The sequence below is a fragment of the Euryhalocaulis caribicus genome (assembly GCF_000412185.1).
Lineage (GTDB): Bacteria > Pseudomonadota > Alphaproteobacteria > Caulobacterales > Maricaulaceae > Euryhalocaulis > Euryhalocaulis caribicus.
In genome coordinates this window covers 85,800-107,513 of record NZ_ASJA01000010.1, presented here as the reverse complement: position 1 = coordinate 107,513, position 21,714 = coordinate 85,800, and the positions used below count along the sequence as shown (strand labels likewise).

21 protein-coding genes and 1 pseudogene are annotated in these 21,714 nt (G+C 64.9%); 11 read left to right on the top strand and 11 right to left on the bottom strand.

Translation table 11 applies throughout. From position 1 onward, the window contains the following. Positions 1–78: 78 nt before the first annotated feature. Together L338_RS09840 and L338_RS09835 are read right to left on the bottom strand one after the other, a co-directional pair. Entirely contained in the window at positions 79–1,017 is a 939-nt protein-coding gene (locus L338_RS09840) for a tyrosine recombinase XerC (protein WP_022698208.1), read from the bottom strand. After that, positions 1,002–1,682 carry a DUF484 family protein gene (locus L338_RS09835; RefSeq protein WP_022698207.1) on the bottom strand — a complete coding sequence of 227 codons (681 nt, stop codon included), beginning with the start codon at positions 1,680–1,682 and terminating at the stop codon, positions 1,002–1,004. Before L338_RS09835 ends, L338_RS09840 begins: the two co-directional genes overlap by 16 nt. Positions 1,683–1,764: 82 nt before the next feature. Between L338_RS09835 and L338_RS09830 the strand changes: the two are divergent. Then, positions 1,765–3,898: pseudogene (locus tag L338_RS09830) on the top strand (primosomal protein N'). Between the two features lie 2 nt (positions 3,899–3,900). On the opposite strand, the gene L338_RS16565 reads toward L338_RS09830, so the two are convergent. Then, positions 3,901–5,331 carry an ATP-binding protein gene (locus L338_RS16565; protein WP_161624622.1) on the bottom strand — a complete coding sequence of 477 codons (1,431 nt, stop codon included), beginning with the start codon at positions 5,329–5,331 and terminating at the stop codon, positions 3,901–3,903. A gap of 132 nt (positions 5,332–5,463) precedes the next feature. On the opposite strand from L338_RS16565, the gene L338_RS09820 reads away from it, so the two are divergent. The 9 genes from L338_RS09820 to L338_RS09780 all read left to right on the top strand — a co-directional run bounded on the left by L338_RS09820 (position 5,464) and on the right by L338_RS09780 (position 12,950). Next, complete coding sequence (locus L338_RS09820) at positions 5,464–6,267, top strand: TerC family protein (protein WP_022698205.1); 804 nt, start codon at positions 5,464–5,466, stop codon at positions 6,265–6,267. 197 nt (positions 6,268–6,464) lie between these two features. After that, positions 6,465–7,022: a F0F1 ATP synthase subunit delta gene (locus tag L338_RS09815; protein WP_022698204.1), complete on the top strand. Its 558-nt coding sequence runs from the start codon at positions 6,465–6,467 to the stop codon at positions 7,020–7,022. A 5-nt stretch (positions 7,023–7,027) separates the two neighbouring features. Continuing rightward, positions 7,028–8,563: a F0F1 ATP synthase subunit alpha gene (atpA, locus tag L338_RS09810; protein ID WP_022698203.1), complete on the top strand. Its 1,536-nt coding sequence runs from the start codon at positions 7,028–7,030 to the stop codon at positions 8,561–8,563. A 38-nt stretch (positions 8,564–8,601) separates the two neighbouring features. Beyond that, positions 8,602–9,495, top strand: coding sequence for a F0F1 ATP synthase subunit gamma (locus L338_RS09805; protein ID WP_022698202.1), 894 nt, complete (start codon positions 8,602–8,604; stop codon positions 9,493–9,495). Between the two features lie 3 nt (positions 9,496–9,498). Then, entirely contained in the window at positions 9,499–10,080 is a 582-nt protein-coding gene (locus L338_RS09800; protein WP_022698201.1) for a hypothetical protein, read from the top strand. After that, a complete protein-coding gene (atpD, locus tag L338_RS09795) occupies positions 10,077–11,504 on the top strand; it encodes a F0F1 ATP synthase subunit beta (protein ID WP_022698200.1) in 1,428 nt (475 codons plus the stop codon). Before L338_RS09800 ends, atpD begins: the two co-directional genes overlap by 4 nt. 1 nt (position 11,505) lies before the next feature. Continuing rightward, positions 11,506–11,970, top strand: coding sequence for a hypothetical protein (locus L338_RS09790; protein WP_022698199.1), 465 nt, complete (start codon positions 11,506–11,508; stop codon positions 11,968–11,970). Further along, positions 11,970–12,374 (top strand): F0F1 ATP synthase subunit epsilon, encoded by a 405-nt coding sequence (locus L338_RS09785; protein ID WP_022698198.1) that lies wholly within the window; start codon positions 11,970–11,972, stop codon positions 12,372–12,374. Before L338_RS09790 ends, L338_RS09785 begins: the two co-directional genes overlap by 1 nt. Positions 12,375–12,386: 12 nt before the next feature. Further along, positions 12,387–12,950, top strand: a complete 564-nt coding sequence (locus tag L338_RS09780; RefSeq protein ID WP_022698197.1) for a DUF7010 family protein — start codon at positions 12,387–12,389, stop codon at positions 12,948–12,950. Here L338_RS09780 and L338_RS09775 read toward each other — a convergent pair. Beyond that, positions 12,947–14,095, bottom strand: a complete 1,149-nt coding sequence (locus tag L338_RS09775; RefSeq protein ID WP_022698196.1) for an alpha/beta fold hydrolase — start codon at positions 14,093–14,095, stop codon at positions 12,947–12,949. The genes L338_RS09780 and L338_RS09775 overlap by 4 nt on opposite strands. 146 nt (positions 14,096–14,241) lie before the next feature. On the opposite strand from L338_RS09775, the gene L338_RS09770 reads away from it, so the two are divergent. Next, positions 14,242–15,453 (top strand): acyltransferase family protein, encoded by a 1,212-nt coding sequence (locus tag L338_RS09770; protein ID WP_161624621.1) that lies wholly within the window; start codon positions 14,242–14,244, stop codon positions 15,451–15,453. Here L338_RS09770 and L338_RS09765 read toward each other — a convergent pair. From L338_RS09765 to egtD, 7 genes are all read right to left on the bottom strand, one after another. Beyond that, positions 15,411–15,887, bottom strand: coding sequence for an RNA pyrophosphohydrolase (locus L338_RS09765; protein ID WP_022698194.1), 477 nt, complete (start codon positions 15,885–15,887; stop codon positions 15,411–15,413). The two genes, L338_RS09770 and L338_RS09765, sit on opposite strands and share 43 nt — an antisense overlap. Then, positions 15,887–17,041: a divergent polysaccharide deacetylase family protein gene (locus L338_RS09760; protein WP_161624620.1), complete on the bottom strand. Its 1,155-nt coding sequence runs from the start codon at positions 17,039–17,041 to the stop codon at positions 15,887–15,889. Before L338_RS09760 ends, L338_RS09765 begins: the two co-directional genes overlap by 1 nt. Positions 17,042–17,178: 137 nt before the next feature. Next, entirely contained in the window at positions 17,179–18,453 is a 1,275-nt protein-coding gene (locus L338_RS09755; RefSeq protein ID WP_241762257.1) for a S41 family peptidase, read from the bottom strand. Positions 18,454–18,512: 59 nt separating this feature from the next. Next, positions 18,513–19,730: a murein hydrolase activator EnvC family protein gene (locus L338_RS09750; protein WP_022698191.1), complete on the bottom strand. Its 1,218-nt coding sequence runs from the start codon at positions 19,728–19,730 to the stop codon at positions 18,513–18,515. Continuing rightward, entirely contained in the window at positions 19,731–20,201 is a 471-nt protein-coding gene (locus tag L338_RS09745; RefSeq protein ID WP_022698190.1) for a 23S rRNA (pseudouridine(1915)-N(3))-methyltransferase RlmH, read from the bottom strand. A 14-nt stretch (positions 20,202–20,215) separates the two neighbouring features. Next, on the bottom strand, positions 20,216–20,626 hold the full coding sequence (gene rsfS, locus L338_RS09740) for a ribosome silencing factor (protein ID WP_081639567.1): 411 nt from the start codon (positions 20,624–20,626) through the stop codon (positions 20,216–20,218). A gap of 76 nt (positions 20,627–20,702) precedes the next feature. Further along, positions 20,703–21,698 (bottom strand): L-histidine N(alpha)-methyltransferase, encoded by a 996-nt coding sequence (gene egtD / locus L338_RS09735; RefSeq protein ID WP_022698188.1) that lies wholly within the window; start codon positions 21,696–21,698, stop codon positions 20,703–20,705. Positions 21,699–21,714 lie beyond the last annotated feature (16 nt).

Below are 21,714 nucleotides of genomic sequence, written 5' to 3'. Positions count from 1 at the left end.
CCAAGTCTTAAAAGTCATGTCCCCTGTGCGCCCTCTTTAGAGGAGGAAAGCGCATTTCGCCAAGAGGCGATGGCTGCGTCAGGCTTTCCGCGCGCGCGGATGAGCGCGGTCATAGACCGACATCAGGCCCGCCGCGTCAATTTCCGCATAGACTTGCGTGGTCGACAGGCTGGCATGGCCCAGCAATTCCTGAATGGTGCGGAGATCGCCGCCGCCGGCCAGAAGGTGGGTGGCGAAGGCGTGGCGCAGGGCGTGCGGGGTGGCGCTGTCCGGCAGGCCCAGCTGGCCGCGCAGGTTTTGCATCAGGCGCTGGGCCTGACGCGGGTTCAAGGGCCCGCCGCGGGCGCCGCGGAATACGGGCTGCTCGCCATCCAGCGCATAGGGACATTTATTTTCATAGTCCGCCACGGCGTCGCGGGCGGCCTTCAGGACCGGCACGACGCGCGCCTTGCCGCCCTTGCCGGTGACGCGGATCGCCTCGCCCAGGGGCAGGTCCGCGCCGGTCAGGGACAGGGCCTCCGATATGCGCAGGCCCGCGCCGTATAAAAGCGTGATCAGGGCGGCGTCGCGCGCGGCGATCCACGGCGTGACGGTCTGGTCCGAGGCCGCCTCGATCAGTTCCCGCGCGGCGGCGGGGCTGACGGGGCGGGGCTTGGACCGGGCGAAGCGCGGGGTGCGGAGATCGTTGAGGCCATCCGCCTTTACGCCCAGCCGCCGCACGGCGAAGCGCACGAAAGCGCGGATCGAGGAGACTTGCCGCGAAAGCGAGCGGGCGGACAGCGGGTCCGGCCCGGAGCGGCGTCTGGCGAGATAGGCGCGAACGTCACGCGCCTCCAGCCTTGCGACCGCGCCAAGCGTCACCGGCCCGCCAAGATGATCCCGCAGAAAAGCGAAGAAGGCGGAGAGATCCGAAAGATAGGCGTCGACGGTTTTCGGGCTGAGGCGGCGTTCGTCCCGCATATGCGTGACGAAACGCGACAGCGCCTCTTCCGCGGAAAGGTCTAGCGCGACAGCCATTCCCCCAGCCTGCGCTCCAGAACGCGGGCGAGGAAATTGAGCAGTTCGGTGCCGTTATCCTCGCGGAAAGTCTCGGGATCGAGCGAGCCAAGGGCCATCAGGCCGCGGCGGCCATTGATGTCCAGGCGGATGATCGCCTCGGACCGCAGGCGGTCGGTGTCGTCGCCGAAGATGACGCGCGCGCCGCGGCCCATGCGGCCCAGACGCTCCCACCGGCTGACGCCGATGGTCGATTCGATCAGGCCGGCCTCGGCGGACATGATGGAGGCGCCATCGGAAACGGGCAGGTCCTCGACCAGCACTTTCGCGCAATCCACGCCCAGCGCGCCGCGCAGCATCCAGCTGAGACGCTCATCGGCTTCTTCGGCCGATTCGGCGCTCATCAGGGTCAGCACGACGGCATGAACCTGCGACTGCACGGCCAGATTGGCGCGGGCGGTTTCCACAATCGCCTGATGCGTGTCGGCCATGCGGCGGGCGCGTTCCTGAATCTGGGCCACGCGCGCGGCTTCCAGATCAACCACATTCCCCCCGGCCCGGCGCGCCAGCGCGTTCAGTTCCGAATCCTCGGTCAGCCAGTGCGGGTTTTCCAGCAGCACGGACTTGACCAGCTCCAGCGCCTCGTCATCGGATGGGCGCGGAAGAGTATTGAGATCACCATTCATGACAGCGACCCTAAACGACGAGGCGTTAAAGAAGCGCCAAGCCGATCGGAGAAAACCGCTTAAAGCGCGGATACTTTTCCCGATGCCGCTGCCAGAACCCTTTGATTATGCGATTCCGGAAGGGATGGACCTGACTGCAGGCGATGTGGTGATCGCCCCCTTGTCCGGCCGGTCGCAGCGCGGCGTGGTCTGGGAGGTGGTTCCCGATGAGGGCGAACGGGCGCTGAAGGCCGTCGAATCGCGGCAGGAAGCGCCGCCGCTGACCGATGAATTACGGGCGTTTCTGGACTGGTCGGCCCGCTACACCGTGCATCCGCCGGGGGTTTTTCCTGCGCATGGCGCTGCGCCATCGCGATTCGGCCGGAGAGCCGCGCACGCAGGACGTGTTCGAACCGACGGGCCGGACGCCGCCCCGCGCCACCGAAGCGCGCGCCGCCGTGCTGGCCGAGGCGGCGGCGGACGCGGGAACGGCGGCCGATCTGGCCCGGCGCGCCGGGGTGAGTTCGGGCGTGGTGACGGGGCTGGAGAAGGCGGGGGCGCTGCGCCGGGTCAAACGGCGGCTGGATCCGCCCTTCGATATTCCCGATCCCGACCGCGCCGGCATGAATCTGACAGACGGGCAGAAGCGCGCGGCGGACGAGCTGGTGTCTCTGGTGAAACGGGACGCCTACGCCCCGGTGCTGCTGGACGGTGTGACCGGATCAGGCAAGACGGAAGTCTATTTCGAGGCGATTGCCGAGGCGCTGCGCCGCAGCGACAGCGCGCAATGCCTGGTCCTGTTGCCGGAAATCGCGCTGACACAGGCGGTGACGCGCCGCTTCGCGGAGCGGTTCGGGGCTGCGCCGGCCGTCTGGCATTCCGATGTCAGCCAGGTGGAGCGGCGGCGGGTCTGGCGGGAAGTGGCCAAGGGACGGGCGCGGATCGTTCTGGGCGCGCGTTCGGCGCTGTTCCTGCCCTTCACCGACCTCAAGGCGATCGTGGTCGATGAGGAGCATGACGGCTCCTACAAGCAGGATGACGGGGTGGTCTATAACGCCCGCGACCTGGCGGTGGCGCGGGCGAAATTCGCGGGCGCGTCGGCCATTCTGGCGTCCGCCACGCCGTCTCTGGAGACGCTGGTGAACGCGCGGCGGGGGCGGTACGCGCATGTGCAGCTGCCGTCCCGGCCCGGCGCGGCGACGCTGCCTCAAACCGAGGCGATCAATCTGCGCGAGCAGCCGCCCGAGCGCGACCACTGGCTGTCGCCGGCTCTGGTCAAGGCGGTGGCCGAGACGTTGGAGCGGGGCGAGCAGAGCCTGCTGTTCCTGAACCGGCGGGGCTATGCGCCGCTGGTCATCTGCCAGGCCTGCGGCCATCGCATGACCTCGCCCGAGACCGATTCATGGCTGGTCGAGCACCGCTATACGGGAAGGCTGGTCTGTCATCTGACCGGGTTTTCCATGCCCAAGCCGAAAACCTGCCCGGAATGCGGGGCCGAAGACACGCTGCGCCCGGTGGGGCCGGGCGTGGAGCGCATCGAGGAAGAGGCGAAGGCGCGCTTCCCGGAGGCGCGGGTGGAGACGTTTTCGTCCGACAGCGCGCAGGCGCCGGGCGAGGTGCGGCGGCTGGTCAGCCGGATGGAGGCGGGCGAGATCGATATTCTGGTCGGCACCCAGATCGCCGCGAAAGGGCATAATTTCCCGAATCTGACGCTGGTCGGCGTGATCGATGCCGATCTGGGGCTGAAGGGCGGCGATTTGCGCGCCGCGGAGCGCACCTATCAATTGCTGGTGCAGGTGGCAGGGCGCGCGGGGCGCGCGGCGCGTCCGGGGCGGGCGCTGATCCAGTCCTATGCGCCAGAGCACGAGGCGATTCAGGCGCTGATTGCGGGCGACCGCAACGCGTTCATCGATGCGGAGCTGGAAGCCCGGCAGGCTTACGGGTTGCCGCCATACGGCCGGCTGGCCGCGATCGTGCTGTCGGGACCGGATCAGGAGAAGCTGGACCAGTGGTCGCGGCGCATGGCGGCGGCGGCGCCGGTGACGGACGGGGTGGAGATTTTCGGCCCGGCCGAGCCGCCCATCGCGGTGATACGCGGGCGCTGGCGGCGGCGCATTCTGGCGCGCGCCGATCCGGGGATTGATCTGTCGGCCTATATTGCGGCGTGGCGGACGCGGGTGAAAATCCCGCCTTCGATCCGCGTGCAGGTCGATATCGACCCTTACAGTTTCGTCTGAGTTCAGGCGGCCTGCGCGGCTTTCGGGTCGGCCGTGCGCTCGGCCCGCTTGAGTTTCAGCCGCGCGCGGAAGGTGGAGCCCTTGCCTTCTTCCGATTCAAGCTGGACGTCGCCGCCCATCAGCTTGGCGATCTTGCGGGTAATGGCGAGGCCAAGACCCGTGCCGCCATATTTGCGGGTGGTGGAGTTGTCGGCCTGGGTGAAGCGTTCGAAAATCGCGTCCTGCCGGTCCTGGCTGATGCCGATACCGGTGTCGGCCACTTCCACGACCATGTGACCGCCGGAGGTGGAGATGCGACCGGTGACCGAGCCCTCCGACGTGAATTTCATGGCGTTGGACAGAAGATTGTGGAGGACCTGACGCAGGCGCAGCGAATCGCCCACCCACATGCCGCGGGCGGCCGGGGTGACGGTGATGGCGAATTCCAGATTCTTTTCCTGCGCCAGAGGCGTGAAGAGAGCGGATGCGGCGGAGGCGATCTCGTCGACCTCGAACGGCGCTTCCTCCAGCTCCACCTGCCCGGATTCGATGCGCGACAGGTCCAGCACGTCATTGAGAATGGCCAGCAGGGTCTGCCCGCTATTTTCGACCACCTCGATCATCTTGTGCTGGCTGTCTTCCAGCTGGGTGCGCTTCAGGGCGCCGGCCATGCCGATGACGCCGTTGAGCGGCGTGCGGATTTCGTGGCTCATCGTGGCCAGGAATTCGGACTTGGCGCGGTTGGCCTGTTCTGCGCGCTCCTTGGCCGATTCCAGATCGGCGGTGCGTTCGGCGACGGCGCGCTCCAGGCGTTCATTGTGGGATTGCAGGGCGCGGCGGGCGATCAGCAACTTGCGGTGCTGGGCGTGGGCGTCATAGGCGACCAGGCCCCATAGAATGGCGATGACAATCAGAACAATGCCGCCAATGGCGGTCAGCCAGGTGGCGGTCGACCGCGCGCGCTGAAGCTCCAGATCCATGATGCTGGCGGCGTAATCCAGCGCCTCGTCCAGACGGTTCGTATAGACCAGTTTCAGGTCGCGATACTCGCCGCTCAACATTTCCTCGGCGCGCGTATAGTCGCCGCGCCGCGCGAAGGCGACGGCCACGTCTTCCAGCGCCAGATAGGCTTCGCGTTCCGCGTTCAGGCTCTGTTCGATCCGCGCGCCGGTCTCGTCCACCGACAGGGAAAGAAGTTCGGTCAGGGTGTCGTCCAGCTCCCGGCTGAGCTGGTCATGGCGGTCAATGGCGGCGCGGTCGCCCTCGACGGCGCGCTCCACCGCGTCGGTCATGCCGTAGGACAGCGCCATGACTTGCCGCTGGACCTGCGAAAGCTTGGCCTGGTGTTCGGCGGCATCCTGAAGATCGTCCACAAGACGGTTCATGCCAAAGGCCGCGACCCCGACCGCGGCCACGGTAATGACCAGCGCGGACCCCATTAGAACAAGGCGCATGGCGTTCCGCCCGCCTGTGAAAACGTCTGAAATTTTCATGTTTCCCCGTCCGAATGTGACAGAAAATGCGCTAGAGAAGTAAAGAATCATTTGATGAAAGTCAGAGTTGCGTTCGGGCGGGAGTAAAAGCCGATGGAATGGATTGCGTCACCGGAAGTCTGGCTGAGCCTGCTCACGCTGACATTTCTCGAAATCATCCTTGGCATAGACAATGTCGTCTTCGTCTCCGTCGCCGCGACGCGGGTGAAGGACGGCCAGCAGGCCAAGGCGCGGGATCTGGGCATCTATTCCGGCGCGGCGATGCGGATTGTCCTGCTGTTCGGACTGGTGTGGCTGGCCTCGCTTTCCCACGCGACCCTGTTTGAAATGCCGGAATTCCTGCACTTCATGGGCGGCGACTCCCACCCCGAAAGCTTCGTGCAGGTGACGCTGGAGGATCTGATCCTGCTGTTTGGCGGCCTGTTCCTGTTGTGGAAGGGCACCGACGAGATTCACGACAATCTGGAAGGCCAGCACGGCCACGGCGCGGCGAAAAAGAAATCGGCGTTCTGGACGGTGGTCATGCAGATGACCTTCATCAATGTCGTGTTCTCTCTGGATTCGGTGCTGACCGCGCTGGGCATGACCTCGGAGCTGGGCGGCGACGAAGGGTCGGGCGTGCGGCTTGGCGTGATGATCGTGGCCATTGTGCTGTCGACGGCGGTGATGGTGTTCTCCGCCAAGGCGATCAGCAGTTTCCTGGAAAAGCACCCGACGACGAAGATGCTGGCTCTGGCCTTTATCCTGCTGGTGGGCGTGGCGCTTGTGGCCGACGGGCTGGGCTTCCATATTCCGCGCGGCTATCTCTACTTTGCGATTGCCTTCTCGCTGACCGTGGAAGTGCTGAACGTGCTGGCGTCGCGGGCGCGGCGGAAAGGCAAGGCGGCGGCAGAATAGAGGCGCGGGGCGGACGGCGTCTGTTACAGGGCGCCATCGCCCGCTTGCCGGTCACAAGGGGCCATGCTATCAGCCCGCCGGGCTGGCGGATAAGTCCGCTGAGACCCCTTGTGGTTGCAGTATCAGCAACGTAATTCCCGATTTCCTTTTGTCCCGGACGGGACAGGCGAAAAACGTCTACGAAAGCGCACATTGTAGTGAATGACGAACACGCAATCGTGAACGAGGCGGCGGAGCGCTACGCAGAAGCGCTCTTCGAGCTGGCGACCGAGGCCAAGGCGGCCGAGGCAGTCGAAGCCGACCTCGCAAGCCTGAAATCCATGCTGCGCGAAAGCGCGGATCTGCGGCGCGCGGTCAACAGCCCGCTTGTCGACGCAGAAGACAAGGCGTCCGCCATGACGGCGCTGGCCGACAAGGCCGGCTTCCAGGGGTTGACCCGTAAGTTCCTGGGCATGGTGGCCGAGAACCGGCGCGCCGGCGCCCTGATGGACATGATTTACGCCTTCGAGGCGCTGTCCGCGAAAGAACGCGGCGCGACCCGGGCGAAAGTGACTTCCGCCGAAGCGTTGAGCGACAAGGAGCTGGACGCTGTCCGCGCTTCGCTCAAGACGGCGCTGGGGCGTGACGTGGAGATCGACGCGAAGGTCGATCCCGCACTGATTGCCGGCCTTAAGATCAAGGTTGGATCCCGACTATTCGATTCCTCTCTCCGGACCCGTCTGGAGAGACTGCGCGCAACAATGAAAGAGGCGTGAGAGACATGGACATTCGCGCCGCGGAGATTTCCGCGATCCTGAAGACCCAGATCCAGAATTTCGGCGAAGAGGCCGAGGTCGCCGAAGTCGGCCAGGTGCTCTCTGTCGGTGACGGCATCGCCCGCATCTACGGCCTGGCCGAAGTGATGGCCGGCGAGATGGTCGAGTTCGAAAACGGCATCAAGGGCATGGCCCTGAACCTGGAACGCGACAATGTCGGCGTCGTTATTTTCGGCGACGACCGCGGCATCAAGGAAGGCGACACCGTCAAACGCCTTGGCGAGATCGTCGACGTGCCGGTGGGCAAGGGCCTGCTGGGCCGCGTCGTCAACGCGCTGGGCGAACCGGTGGACGGCAAGGGCCCGATCGAGGGCGAGGTCGAGCGCAAGCAGGTGGACGTGAAGGCGCCGGGCATCATCCCGCGTAAATCCGTGCACGAGCCGATGCAGACCGGCATCAAGGCCATCGACTCCATGATCCCGATCGGCCGCGGCCAGCGCGAGCTGATCATTGGCGACCGCCAGACCGGCAAGACCGCCGTCTGCATCGACGCCATGCTGAACCAGAAGCCGCTGAACGACGGCGATGACGAGAGCCAGAAGCTGTACTGCGTCTATGTCGCGGTCGGCCAGAAGCGCTCCTCCGTCGCCCAGCTCGTGAAGAACCTGGAAGAGCGCGGCGCGCTGGAATATTCCATCATCGTCACCGCGACGGCCTCCGAGCCGGCGCCGCTGCAATATCTTGCGCCGTACACCGGCTGCACGATGGGCGAATTCTTCCGCGATAACGGCATGCACGGCCTGGTCATCTATGACGACCTGTCCAAACAGGCTGTCGCCTATCGCCAGATGTCGCTGCTGCTTCGCCGCCCGCCGGGCCGCGAAGCCTATCCGGGCGACGTGTTCTATCTTCACTCCCGCCTGCTGGAGCGCGCGGCGAAGCTGAACGAGGACCATGGTTCGGGCTCGCTGACGGCGCTGCCGATTGTCGAGACCCAGGCCAATGACGTGTCGGCCTATATTCCAACCAACGTGATCTCGATCACCGACGGCCAGGTCTTCCTGGAAACCGACCTGTTCTATCAGGGCATCCGCCCGGCCATTAATGTCGGTCTGTCGGTCTCCCGCGTGGGTTCCGCCGCGCAGGTGAAGGCGATGAAACAGGTTGCGGGCAAGATCAAGGGCGAGCTGGCCCAGTACCGCGAGATGGCGGCGTTCGCGAAGTTCGGTTCGGACCTCGACGCCTCCACGCAGCGTCTGCTGAACCGCGGCGACCGCCTGACCGAGCTTCTGAAGCAGGACCAGTTCTCCCCGCTTCGCATGGAAGAACAGGTCTGCGTGATCTATGCCGGCACGAACGGTTATCTCGACGATATCCCGACATCCGCCGTGCGCCGGTTCGAGACCGAGCTGCTGCACTATCTGAATGGCGAGAAGAAAGACCTGCTCGACGCGATCCGCGACGAGAAGAAGCTTTCCGATGAACTGGAAGGCCGCCTGAAAGAGGCGGTGGACAGTTTCGCCAAAGGGTTCGCGGTCTAACAAACGCGCGAAAGCGGTCAGGAGAGAAGGCTTAGCTCATGGCGAGTCTCAAGGACCTACGCAATCGGATCTCCAGCGTGAAATCCACGCAGAAGATCACGAAAGCGATGCAGATGGTGGCCGCGGCGAAGCTGCGCAAAGCGCAGGACGCCGCCGAAGCCGCGCGCCCGTATTCCAAGAATATGGCGCGCGTGGTGGCGAACCTGTCCGCGTCCATGGCGGGCCAGCCGGGCGCGCCGGAGCTGCTGATCGGCACCGGGCAGTCGGAAACCCATCTTCTGATAGTGATGACGGCGGACCGGGGCCTGTGCGGCGGCTTCAACACCAATATCGTGCGCAAGGCGCGCGAGCGGATTGTGGAGCTGCAGCGCGAGGGCAAGACGGTCAAGATCATGACCATCGGGCGCAAGGGCGCGGACCAGCTGCGCCGCCTGTATGGCGACCTGATCGTCGAGAAAATCTCGCTGCGCGACAAGAAAGAGATCGATGCGGGAATCGCCATCGATCTTGGCAAGAAGATCACGGACATGTTCGAGGCGGGCGAGTTCGATGTCGCCACCATGTTCTTCGCCGAGTTCAAGAACGTGCTGACGCAGGTCCCGACCGGCAAGACGATCATCCCGGCGGCGGAGTCGCTGAGCGATGACGAAGCCGCCGAAGCGCCGGACCTGAAGGGCGCGGTCTATATCTATGAGCCCGGCCAGGAAGAGATCCTGGAAGAGCTGCTGCCGCGCTATATCAACAGCCAGATATTCTTCACGCTGCTGGAGAACGCGGCGGGCGAACAGGGCGCGCGGATGAGCGCCATGGACAACGCCACGCGCAACGCCGGCGAGCTGATCGACGATCTGACGATGGACTATAACCGTTCGCGTCAGGCCAAGATCACGACGGAGCTGATCGAGATCATCTCCGGCGCGGAGGCGCTGTAGATCATGCGTCTGCGTTTCCTCATCCCCGCCGCGGCGATGGGCGTGCTGGCGGCGTGTTCGCAAGGCGCGGACGAAGCCGATGGCGCGGCGAACGCAGCTGCGTTCACGGCCGAGACGGCGGCCTGCGGTGTCGAGCAGCTCGAGCCGATGGTCTGGGGACGCGAGGTTTCGTCGTCCGGCCTGAAGGTTCAGGAACTGCGCGACGGCGTGCGCAATCTGCGGGTCTGGAGCGAGGCGGACGCGGCGCTGGCGGACGAGGACGGCGTGCTGACCGGCGAGGTCACGGGCCCGGCCTGGATCGCGGCCGATCTGAGCGCCGCCAAGTCGAAGATGCTGCACGTCCCGGCCGGGACGGTGCGCGTGCGTGTGGCGGGCGAAGCGTTCGAGTGCGAAGAGAACGCCGAACTGGCCGCGCAACTGGAAGACGCGCTGGCTGCCGAAGCGGCCGCCGAGGCGCAGGAAGAATTGAGCGAAGCAGCGGAGCAAGAGCCCGCCGCGGATGCTCCGGCTGAAGCTGAAACGGAACAGAATGAAGGCCCCGCCGACGATGCGGATGGGACCGAGCAAGAGAGCGAAGAGCAATGAGCACCAAGCAAACCGGACGCATTTCCCAGGTGATCGGCGCCGTTGTGGACGTCGAATTCGACGATCACCTTCCCGATATCCAGAACGCGCTTGAGACCGAGAACAAGGGCAACCGCCTTGTCCTCGAGGTCGCGCAGCATCTGGGCGAGAACACGGTTCGCACCATCGCGATGGACGCCACGGAAGGCATGGTCCGCGGTCAGCCCGTGACCGACACGGGCGAGCCGATCCGCGTGCCGGTCGGCCCGGCGACGCTCGGCCGCATCATGAACGTTATCGGCGAGCCGGTGGACGAAGCCGGCCCGATCGAGACCGAGCATTCGGCCCCGATTCACCGCGCCGCGCCGGAATTCGACGAGCAATCGACCGAAGCGGAAATGCTGGCCACGGGCATCAAGGTCGTTGACCTGCTCTGCCCCTACGCCAAAGGCGGCAAGATCGGCCTGTTTGGCGGCGCCGGCGTTGGCAAGACCGTGCTGATCCAGGAACTGATCAACAATATCGCCAAGGCCTATGGCGGTTACTCCGTGTTCGCCGGCGTTGGCGAGCGGACCCGCGAGGGCAACGACCTGTATCACGAGATGATCGAGTCGAAGGTGAACGAGATGGGCGGCGGCGGCGAATCCCGCGCCACGCTGGTCTACGGCCAGATGAACGAGCCGCCGGGCGCGCGCGCGCGCGTCGCCCTGACCGGCCTGGCCCAGGCGGAATATTTCCGCGACCAGGAAGGCAAGGACGTTCTGTTCTTCGTCGACAACATCTTCCGCTTCACCCAGGCGGGCGCCGAAGTGTCGGCCCTGCTGGGCCGCATCCCGTCCGCGGTGGGCTACCAGCCGACGCTGGCCACCGACATGGGCGGCCTGCAGGAGCGTATTACCTCCACCAACAAGGGCTCGATCACGTCCGTGCAGGCCATCTATGTGCCGGCTGACGACCTGACCGACCCGGCCCCGGCGACTTCCTTCGCCCATCTTGACGCGACGACCGTTCTGTCGCGCTCCATCGCCGAGAAGGCCATCTACCCGGCCGTGGACCCGCTGGACTCCACCTCGCGCATCCTGGAGCCGCGCATCGTCGGCGAGGAACACTATCAGGTGGCCCGCGAAGTTCAGGAGATGCTGCAGCGCTACAAGGAACTGCAGGACATCATCGCCATTCTGGGCATGGACGAGCTGTCAGAAGAGGACAAGCTGACCGTGGCGCGCGCCCGGAAGATCGAACGCTTCCTGTCGCAGCCGTTCCACGTGGCCGAAGTCTTCACCGGCTCGCCGGGCCTGCTGGTCGACATCAAGGACACCGTCAAAGGCTTCAAGGGCCTTGTGAACGGCGACTACGACCACCTGCCGGAGCAGGCGTTCTACATGGTCGGCACCATCGAAGACGCCGTGAAGAAGGCCGAGAAGCTGGCTGCGGAAGCGGCGTAAGATGTTTCGCTTCCTGCTCGCGCTGATTGGAGTGGTTGCGATTACCACTCCGGTCTCCGCGCAGCAGAACACAGATCAGCAATTGCTTTCGCTGGCCGTCGATTACCGCTCGATGGTTCTAGAGAATATGGATAAGTTGATGTGTGGTGAGACCGCGTGCGCGCCAGCCACTCGGGAAGAGTTGCGAAACCCGCCGGTGCCTGACGAGGTCGCCGCATTTGTCGTGTCACGCGGCATGACCTCTGGCGTTGGCGAGATATGTGGTTTGGATTGGCAGGCCCGTAATTTTCTCCCGATGATGGCTTATTTTCGCCGGGACATGGGCTGGCCTAACCGGCGGATGGCGATCCTGGGCGCGTTGCACGGGTTGGGACAGGCAATTCCAGCCAATAATGGGGTCTCCTGCACTGATGATACGAAGCAAGCTATCGATGCGTCGTTAGACTTCCAGACAGGACAAAATTAATGGCCGACAAGCTTCACTTTTCTCTTGTGACGCCGGAGCGCGAAGTCGTTTCGGGCGAGGTGGACCAGGTTGTGGTTCCGGGCACGGAGGGCGATTTCGGCGTCCTGCCCGAACACGCGCCGCTGATGTCCACCATCCGTCCGGGCTGGCTGACCGTGATTGAAGGGTCCGACGAAACGAAGATCGTGATCCGCGGCGGCTTCGCCGAAGTCACCCCGGAAGGTCTGACCGTGCTGGCGGAAGAGGCGGCGGTGGCCAGCGAGCTGAACGCCGACGAAATCGCGCAGGCGATCCAGAACGCCCGTGAGGATGCGGCCGACGCCGACACGGACAAACAGCGCGAAACCGCTCAGGACCGTCTGGAATACCTGCTGGTCTTGCAGGAAGCGGCCAAAGCCGCGTAACAATCGTCCCTTATGGGGATTGATCTCGAAGACGCACGAACCGGTTTCGTCCGGGGCTCGCTGGGCGGGTTCCCGTTCGTATTTGTAAACGCCGTCGCATGGCTGATCATGGGCGGCGTTTTCCTTTGGACGAATGCCGCGGGCGTGGATGTGCGCTGGCCGGCGCTGGCGCTGATTTTCACCGGCGCGGTGACCATGCCGCTCGCCTTCGTCATGCAGGCCGCGCTGAACCTTCCCGCGCCCTCGACCTCCAACCCGTTTCCGCTACTGGCGGCCGCGCTTTCGCTGGTGCTGGTGCTGGGCCTGCCGGCGCCGCTGATCATGTGGTTCGTGGAGCCAAGCTATTCTCCGGCGGTGTGGGCGGCGGTTCTGGGCGCGCATTTCCTGCCCCATGCCTGGCTGCAGCGCACGCGCTGGTATGTCTCGCTGGCCATATTGATCTCCCTGACCGCCTTCCTTGGCGCGGCGCTGCTGGGCCATGAATCGCCGGCGGCGGTAACGCTGATCACCGGCGCCCTGATGCTGGTCTGGTCGTTCCTGATCCGCCGCAAGGCGCGCCGCCTGCCCGCCGCCTAAAGCTGCGAATCCGCCAGCGGCCGCACGTCGTTCACCAGATGGACGAGGACGCGGCCCGGCTCCTCCAGCATCATCATGTGCGCCGAATTCTCGAACCAGATCAGCTTCGTGGCCGGGGCGTCCACCCGCTCCAGCCACTCCGCCGCGATCACGGACGGCGTGGTGTAATCGTGCCGTCCTTCAAACAGGATGACCGGGCAATCAAAGGCGGTGACATCGCTGAAATTGAACCCGGCGAGATCAGGCAAAAGGCGGGGAAGCGACAGGGCTGACCCTTTCCCGATCGCGGCATAGTCATCGGCGGTGTAATCGGGCGAGAATTTCGCCAGCTGGAAATAATAGTCGATGCTGTCGCGGCCATAGGTCAGGCCGCCATAGCGCACCGACCATTTGCGCTGCGTATCGATCTTTTCCAACGGCACGGTCCCGTCCGGTTCCGGATAAGGCAGCAGGGACTCCAGCTCCTCCACGGCCACGGCGTTGCCCGCCTGCCGCGCCGCCTGAAGGGCGTGGGCGTAGCTGAGGCGCTCGTTCTCCTGCCCGTTGATCACCTGACCCATGCCGATATAGGCGTGCAGGCGGTCCGGGTGGCGATGGGCCAGACTCAGTCCCACGAGGCTGCCCCAGGAATGGCCCATGACGAAAATCTTCTCCTTGCCGTAACGCTGGCGCAGATAGTCGACGACCAGCGCGGCGTCCTCGGTAATCCGGTCCAGCGACAGGGTCGGGGCGATTTTTTCGGGATCGTTGGCGTTATAGGTCTTGCCGGACCCGCGCTGATCCCATTGAACGACCGTGAAATAATCCTCCCACCCGTTCTGGAACGCCCAGCTGGCCGGCATTTCCGGCGATGCCGGCCCGCCATGGATGACCAGAAGCACCGGGTTATCGCGGTCGCGCCCGCGAACCGTGATCCATTGCCTGGTTTCGGCGACCGGAATTTCCAGCGTTTCCTCCAACCCGTCAGGCGTGACGATGCGGCGCCCATTGGCGATGACGGCGGCGATCTGATCCCGGGTAAAGGTTTCCCCGGCGGCCTGTTCAGACGTGTCAGAAGGCGCATGGTTCTCCGCCGTGCAGGCGGCGAGGCCGCATATCAGGCCAAGGATCAAGGCGGCAAATACGGCTGGGCGGGGGAAGTGCATCATTTTCTCCGCAAGGGTCGCGTGTTGTTTTCAAGAAGGATGCGGAGCGGCGCGCTTATGGATGCAGGCGATGACAGCGCGCGCGGATGAAACGCGCTTTCACGGACAAATTTCGCGCCTCGCACGAAACTTGCTTCGCGCCTTGCATGAAAGCGCTCAACCGGTTCCGGCCCGTCTCTTTGTTCCAGAATGCGCCAGCGCAGGGCGCGGCGGCCGCCGCGCCGCGTGTCAGCGCGGCCCTGTCCGACCAGATCAAGGTCGCGCGGGTGCTGTGCATTTTCTTCATGATCTATGTGCACGTGAACCCGGGGTCGGCGGCGTTCGAGCCGGCGGTTCACGGCGTTCGCGCTTTCGACTGGATCCGGCTGTGGATTGCCGACTCCGCCGGGCGGGCCAGTATCGGCCTGCTGTCTATCGTATCGGGGTTTCTGGCCGCGCGGGCCGTGGCGGTTACCCCTTATGGCCGGCTGGTCGCCAAGCGGATCCGCAGCCTGGTGATACCCATGGCGTTATGGAGCGCGGCGTTCCTGGGCTTTGTGTTGCTGGGCGAGGCGGTGTCGCCGGGCTATTTCGCGCAGACTTTCGGACGGGATTTCGGGCTGGGCGGTCTGCCTGACTGGCTGTTCGGGCTGAGCGGCGAACCGGCGAACGGGCCGCTGGCCTTTCTGCGCGACGTGTTTGTCTGCGCGCTGTTGAGTCCGCTGCTGGCGGCGGGGTTGCGGTTTTCCACGCCTTTGATGCTGACCGGACTGTTTGCGGTCATGGTGGGGCCGGTATCCATCGATCTTCTGGTTTCGGCGAATATCCTGTTCTTCTTCACGCTGGGTCTGGCGTTTGGCCGCAAGGGCTATGCGCCGGCGCGGTTCGGCCCGGCGTTCACGGTGCTGGTCTGGACGGCGTTTATACTGGGCGGCGGCTTGCTGGCCTGGGGCGAGGTTCAGCTGGCTCTGGGGCGGGGCGAAGCCTGGGCCGGGCTTCATGCCGCGGGATATGACGTCCTGAGACTGGCGGCGGCCCCGGCGGCGTGGATGGCGGCGGGATGGTTGTCGCGTTCTTCTGCCGGCGCGCGCGTGCGCGCCGTGGAACCTTACGTCTTCATTGCCTTCTGTAGCCACCTGATCGTGACCACCGCCGTCTGGTTCGTCTGGCAGAAGCTGTTTGGCGGTTATTACGGGGCGCTATACCCGGTGTTCTTCGCGCTTGGCCCGGTGATCGCCTTTGCGGGCGCTTTTGCGATTGTCGAGATTGCGGCGCGGGTCTGGCCGGACGGGCTGAAATGGATCAATGGGGGCCGCGGCGCGCCGCGGCCTGAAACTCAGCCCGCGAACGGCGCGAAGGTCTCCGCAACGGCTTCATAGACTTTCCGCTTCCACGGAATGACCAGTTGCGGGGTCGAAGCCAGCGCCGCCCATTCCCAGGCGTCGAATTCGGGATCGTGGACTTCCAGGTCGATGTCGCTGTCAGCGCCGTTGAAGCGGTAGGCGAACCAGAGCTGGGCCTGGCCTTTATGGCGCGCGAATTTGGGCAGGTCGCGGATCTCCGCCGGAAAATCATAGGTCAGCCAGTTTTCCGTGCGGCCCAGCGGCGTGATGAGGGAGGGCGCGACGCCCGTTTCCTCGCGCAGCTCCCTTTCTGCCGCCAGCGCGGGGTCTTCGCCCCTGTCGACGCCGCCCTGAGGCATCTGCCAGCAATAATCGCCGCGCTCGCCCGCGCGGCGCGCGATAAAAACGCGCCCGTCCGGATGGAACAGGGCAATGCCGACATTGGGGCGGTAGCCTTCAGGCGGCTGCATCAGGAAGAGTTGGCCCGCATTTCCAGAATGGCCGAAGCCGGGGCCAGGGCGTAGCCCTTGGCCTCCAGACCCTCCGACCAGGCTTTCGCCTGATCAATGGTCACCGGATAGGCGAAGCCCATGCCCAGCGCCGAACCGTTCTGCAGGGCCAGCGCCTCGAGTTGCAGGAACTGCTTGTCGATCTGATCGGGGGCGGGCGGCGAATCCACGATGCGGTCAGCGGCCGCCCAGTCCAGATTCGATTGCTCGGCGGCGCGGCCCAGCGGCGAGCGCGACTGCGCGCCGTCATGCACAAGAACCAGCCCGCGATCGGCCAGCGCATCCCAGACCGGGCGCATGGCGCTTTCCGAGGCGGTGAATTTCGCGCCGAGATAATTGGTAACGCCGAAATAGCCCGTGGTGCGGGAGAGCAGCCATTCCAGACGGCGGATATTCTCGCCGGAATCGGCCTCTGTCAGCAGGGTGTGGGGGCCGGGATCGTTCTGCGGATAGTCGAACGGCTCCATGGGCAGTTCGAGGATCACTTCGTGACCGTTCTCGCGCGCCAGATCGATCCAGTTCTGGAGATTTTCCGCATAGGGAACGAAGCCCAGCGTGATTTCGGCGGGCAGAGTTTCAATGGCGGTGCGGGTGCGTTGCTCCGACATGCCAAGACCGCCGACGACCAGGGCGATCGCCGGCTTGCCGTTATTTTCGAACGGGCGCTTATAGGCGTCAGCCGGGCTCTGGCCATTGGGGCCGATAACCGGAAGCGGGCCGCCGGGGCCGGGTTCCGTCAGACCGGCGACCGGGGCGTTGGGCAGAGCATTGCTGTTGGCTTTCTGCGCGGCGGCCAGTTCGGCGCGCGTGCGGACGGGGGCGTCAGGATCAATCGGGTCCAGACCGTCCAGCGAGACGTCAGAGGCATTCTCAGGCGGCGGCGCCAGTTGATCCAGTGACGGATCGTCCAGAGAGACCTGATCGCCGCGCAGGGGCGCGACGGGCGTGTTCTCGGCGACATCGATTTCCGGGGCGGGCGGCACGCTGACCTGTACGGCCGGGCGGCCGCCATCGGGATCGCCAAACAGCAGGATCGCGGCCAGCACCGCGGCCGTCGCCAGGGTCAGGCCCAGGGCGCCCAGCAAATGAGGGTTCACGGATGAAGAGGATCGCATTGCCGCGGACATGGTTCCTAGATCGCTACTGGCGCAGACGCCGGTATACAGCGCCGCGCCAGCAGCATTAACCATAACAGGGTAAAGATTAGTCTAACGCGGCGCAGAGACCGCGTCAGAACTGATCCGTTTGCGAATTATTGCGCGACCGCGGCGGTTTTCCGGCTGGCGTTCAGCTCGGCCAGAATCTCCAGACCGCGCTGAAGCTGGAAGTCCTCGCCTTCGTAATCGGCCGGCGGCTCCTCGATATCGTGCTCGATTTCCTCGTTCTCGGCCATCGATTCCAGCTCCGCCTTGAGGGCGTTGGGAAGATCGGATTCGCGCAGCCGCTTGAGGGCGGATTCGTCAAGGATCTCGTTGGCGATCTCATGATCGGGCACGATGCCGGTGGCCTGAATGGAACGGCCCGACGGCGTGTAATAACGCTGGGTCGTCAGGCGGATGGCGCCGTCGCGCCCGCCGCGCAGCGGGATCACGGTCTGGACGGAGCCTTTGCCGAAGGAGGTCATGCCCGCAACGGTCGCGCGTTCGCGATCCTGCAGCGCGCCGGCCACGATTTCCGCGGCGGAGGCGGTGCCGGAGTCGATCAGCACGACAATCGGCGAGCCATCGGTCATGTCCCCGCCATCGGCGTTATAGCGTTCCGTGTCGCGCGGGTCGCGGCCGCGCGTGGAAACCACTTCGCCGCCATTCAGGAACACGCCGGAAACGCCCACGGCCTCATCCAGCAAACCGCCGGGATTGCTGCGCAGGTCCAGGACCAGGCCCGGCAGGTTGGGGCCAAGCTCGGCCTGCAGAGATTTCACCGCGGCGGCCAGGGAGTCCGTGGTTTTCTCGTTGAAGGTGGAAACGCGGATAACGCCGAAGCCGTCTTCCACGCGCCATGCAATCGGTTTCACTTCGATCGTTTCGCGCACCAGTTCGACGTCGAACGGGTCTTCATTCTCGCGCGCGATGGTGATGGTGATGGGTTCGCCCACCTGTCCGCGCATCTGCTCGACAGCCTCGTCCAGCGTCGTGCCGACGATGCTCTCGCCATCAATGGCGGTCAGGTAATCGCCGGGCTCGACCCCGGCGCGGGACGCGGGGGTGTCGTCAAACGGGGCGACGACCTTCACCACGCCGCTTTCCAGCGTGACCTCGATGCCGAGGCCGCCATACTCGCCGCTGGTCTGTACCTGCATGTCGCGGAAGGCGTCGGGCGGCATGTAGCTGGAATGGGGGTCCAGCGACCGCAGCATGCCGTTGATAGCGTTCTCGATCAGCTCCGGATCGTCGGTCTCGGTGACATAGTCGCTCTGGACGCGGGCCAGGATGTCGCCAAACAGCTCAAGCTGCCGGAATGTTTCGGACTTGTCGCTTTCCTCGGCCGAGAAGGCGAGGGCGCCAGCGGCCGCCGCCGCGACCAGCACAGGAGCCAAAAACCATTTCCGCATTGTCTTCCTCACCTTCTTTATCCCCGCAGCCCGTTCTAACCGGACCTGGAACCCGGCCTCATCCATGGGGCCGGGTCAATGGGCGCGCCGTCTTTCCGGATTTCATAATACAATTCCGGCGCCGGATCAGCGCGATCCGGCATCTGGCCCACCGGCTCGCCCGCCAGAACGCTTTGTCCTGACACGGTATATAGGCGCGCGAGGCCGGAAAGCACGATATGGTAACCGTCGCCGACGCTTAAGATCAATAATTCTCCGTAGCCCTGAAACGGGCCGGCGAATTCCACCTTTGCGTCAAACGGGGACACGACCTGCGCCTGGGCGCGGGTCACGATCTTGAGGCCCGAGGATTCGCCGATGCGGTCATCCTCGCCATAACCGACGATAACCTGACCCTGTGCGGGCGGTCGCAGCGCGCCGCGGGCGGCCGCGAAGCTGACCGCGGGACCTGAATTTTCGCGGGATGCGACCTGACGCCCGGCCTCTGCCTCGGCTTCCGCCTCCGCTTCGGCCTGAGCCGCGGCGGCGGCGGCGGCTGCCGCCTCGGCGCGGCGGCGCTCCTCTTCCTGGCGCTTGATGAACTCGGCGATCAGGTTTTCCAGAGATTCCGCTTCCTCCGCCAGCCGCGCAGCCTCCTTAGCCTCGGCCTGGGCGGTCTCGTCCAGCTGCGCCCGGCGGTCCTGGCGTTCGTCGACAAGGCCGGCGATTTCGGTCTGGCGGCTTTCCAGCTCGGCCTCTTCCTCGGCCAGCGCCGTCTGGTCCTCGCCAATCTGTGCGCGGATCTCGGCCAGCGAATCGATGCGGTTTCGAAGTTCGGCGGCGCGTTCCTCCAGCTGCGGGGCGACAGCGGCCAGAAGGGCGGCGGAGCGGGCGGCGTCAGAGGCGTCGTCAGGAGAGACGGCCAGCGGTGGCGGCCGCTGCATCTCCGCCCGCTGCAGGGCCGCCATGACCCGCATCAAGGTGGCGCGGTCCTCTTTCAGCGCGTCGGTCAGCACGGCCTCTTCCACCGACAGGCGCGACAGGCGGCCGGTCAGATCGTTCGCGCGCTTCTCGGCGGCGGCGATTTCGTCGGCCAAGGCGATCAGATCGGATTCCAGATCCTCGATCTCGGAGGCCGCCGCCTCGGCTTCCTCGCGCAGCTGTTCTGCGCGCTTCTCGGCCTCGGCCTGTTCCTCGCGAACCTGCTCCAGCCGGTCCGGGTCCGGCGGCTCGGCGGCGGTCTGCGCCAGAAGGAAGAGGAGGGCGGTCAGCATCTAGTCGCGATGATAGGGGGAGCCGGCCAGAATTGTCATGGCCCGGTAAATCTGCTCGGCCAGCATGACGCGCGCCAGACGGTGCGGCCAGGTCAGCTTTCCAAATGCGATGCGTTTATGGGCTTTCGGGGCGGCGCCTGCGTCAAATCCATCCGCGCCGCCGATCAGGAAGGCTGCTCCGGACGCGCCCTGATCCCGCCAGTCCGCCAGCATTTTCGCAAAATCGCGCGAACCCATCTGCTCGCCGCGTTCATCCAGAAGGCAGATGCGGTCGCTTGCCTCCGCCGCGCGCGCCAGCGCTGCGGTTTCGTTGGCCGCGCTAACGCGGCCCTTCAGCTCGATTTCCCGCTCGTCCAGCGGGGCGAGGCCCTGACCGCGGCCAAGGCCCTCAGCGCGTTTCAGATAGTCGTCTATGAGCGCGCGTTCGGGCGATCCGCGCAGCCGGCCGATGGCGATCAGGTCCAGTCGCATGGGGCCTTGTCAGCCTAGTTTGCCGCGTCGGCCGGGCTGGTGACGTTCCAGAGCTTTTCCAGATTGTAGAATTCGCGCACTTCGGGCCGGAAGATGTGAACGATCACGTCGCCCGCATCGATCAGCACCCAGTCACAGGCGGGCATGCCCTCCACGCGCGCGTTCCCGTAGCCGCTCTCCTTGAGGGAGCGGGTCACGTGATCGGCCAGCGCGTTGACGTGCCGCTGCGAACGGCCGCTCGCCACGATCATGAAATCGGTCACGCTGGATTTTCCGGTGAGGTCAATGGCGACGACGTCCTGCGCCTTGTCGTCGTCGAGCTTGTTGAGGATCAATTCGGCGAGACCCTCGGCCCGTTCAAGGGCGCCAGCCTGGTCCGGCGTATCGCCGGCCTGTGCAGACTGTCTTTCCGCTTCGGTGTTCAGGGCGTCTAATCCTTTTTCAGTTCAACCCAAAAAGCATCCGCTTTCTAACACGGACGCCCGATTCTTGCCATGCGCGTCAGACAGCCCGCATCAGGCGGACGCTGAACAGGCGGTTATCGTCAATCCATATCCGGTGCGGCTTGAATCCGGCCCGGGCGGCGAGGGCGTTGAATTCTTCCTCGCTGTATTTGTGGGAGTTCTCGGTGTGGATCGTCTCGCCCTTCTCCAGCGAGAAATCATGCCCGCCAATCGTAAAGCTGACCGCCTCCTCCGCGACCAGGTGCATTTCCACCCGGCCCTTCTCTTCATTATAGACCGCGCGGTGGCTGAAATTCTCGACCGGAATATCGGCCTGCAACACGCGATTGATGACGTGCAGCACATTCAGGTTGAAGGCGGCGGTGACGCCCTGCGAGTCGTCATAGGCGCGCTCCAGCACGTCGCGGTCCTTTTTCAGATCGACGCCGATCAGCAGGCTGTCGTCCGGGCGCAATTCGCTGCGGATCGCTTTCAGAACGTCGACGGCCTGATCCGGCGTGAAATTGCCGATGGTGGAACCGGGGAAAAAGGCCAGCCGCCAGTGATCGCCAAACAGCTCGGCCGGAATCTCGAACGGGCGCGTGAAATCGGCGCAGATTGCGCCGATGGGAAGGTCGGGATAGTCGGCCTTCAGCGCGCGGCAGGATTCCAGCAGGAAAGTCCTGGAAATATCGACGCCGGCATAGAGGTGCGGCTTTTCCAGCGCGTCCAGAAGCGTGCGGATCTTCACGCTGGCGCCGGAGCCATATTCAATGACGGTGGCGTCAGGGCCGATATCGGCGGCCAGTTCCGCTCCGATCTGGCGTAACAGGGCGATCTCCGTGCGGCCGACATAATATTCCGGGACCATGGTGATGCGGTCGAACAGTTCCGATCCGCGCTGGTCGTAGAAATATTTCGGCGAAAGCCCCTTGGGCGTGGCGGACAGGCCTTCCACGACCTCGGCCATCATGTCGGAATCCTGCGGCTCAAGGTCGATGAAGAAGGCGAGGTCATCCCCCGCCTGATCCGGCGACGAGGCTGCGTCGGTCATGGTGCGGGGTCCTTTT

Coding starts and splice junctions, on each gene's coding strand:
- L338_RS09760 (WP_161624620.1), bottom strand. CDS start 17,041: ATGCGATCCTCTTCATCCGTGAACCCTCATTTGCTGGGCGCCCTGGGC.
- L338_RS09775 (WP_022698196.1), bottom strand. CDS start 14,095: ATGCACTTCCCCCGCCCAGCCGTATTTGCCGCCTTGATCCTTGGCCTG.
- L338_RS09765 (WP_022698194.1), bottom strand. CDS start 15,887: ATGCAGCCGCCTGAAGGCTACCGCCCCAATGTCGGCATTGCCCTGTTC.
- L338_RS09820 (WP_022698205.1), top strand. CDS start 5,464: ATGGAATGGATTGCGTCACCGGAAGTCTGGCTGAGCCTGCTCACGCTG.
- L338_RS09785 (WP_022698198.1), top strand. CDS start 11,970: ATGGCCGACAAGCTTCACTTTTCTCTTGTGACGCCGGAGCGCGAAGTC.
- L338_RS09745 (WP_022698190.1), bottom strand. CDS start 20,201: ATGCGACTGGACCTGATCGCCATCGGCCGGCTGCGCGGATCGCCCGAA.
- L338_RS09835 (WP_022698207.1), bottom strand. CDS start 1,682: ATGAATGGTGATCTCAATACTCTTCCGCGCCCATCCGATGACGAGGCG.
- L338_RS09790 (WP_022698199.1), top strand. CDS start 11,506: ATGTTTCGCTTCCTGCTCGCGCTGATTGGAGTGGTTGCGATTACCACT.
- L338_RS16565 (WP_161624622.1), bottom strand. CDS start 5,331: ATGCGCCTTGTTCTAATGGGGTCCGCGCTGGTCATTACCGTGGCCGCG.
- L338_RS09805 (WP_022698202.1), top strand. CDS start 8,602: ATGGCGAGTCTCAAGGACCTACGCAATCGGATCTCCAGCGTGAAATCC.
- L338_RS09800 (WP_022698201.1), top strand. CDS start 9,499: ATGCGTCTGCGTTTCCTCATCCCCGCCGCGGCGATGGGCGTGCTGGCG.
- atpA (WP_022698203.1), top strand. CDS start 7,028: ATGGACATTCGCGCCGCGGAGATTTCCGCGATCCTGAAGACCCAGATC.
- egtD (WP_022698188.1), bottom strand. CDS start 21,698: ATGACCGACGCAGCCTCGTCGCCGGATCAGGCGGGGGATGACCTCGCC.
- atpD (WP_022698200.1), top strand. CDS start 10,077: ATGAGCACCAAGCAAACCGGACGCATTTCCCAGGTGATCGGCGCCGTT.
- L338_RS09780 (WP_022698197.1), top strand. CDS start 12,387: ATGGGGATTGATCTCGAAGACGCACGAACCGGTTTCGTCCGGGGCTCG.
- L338_RS09840 (WP_022698208.1), bottom strand. CDS start 1,017: ATGGCTGTCGCGCTAGACCTTTCCGCGGAAGAGGCGCTGTCGCGTTTC.
- L338_RS09770 (WP_161624621.1), top strand. CDS start 14,242: ATGAAAGCGCTCAACCGGTTCCGGCCCGTCTCTTTGTTCCAGAATGCG.
- L338_RS09750 (WP_022698191.1), bottom strand. CDS start 19,730: ATGCTGACCGCCCTCCTCTTCCTTCTGGCGCAGACCGCCGCCGAGCCG.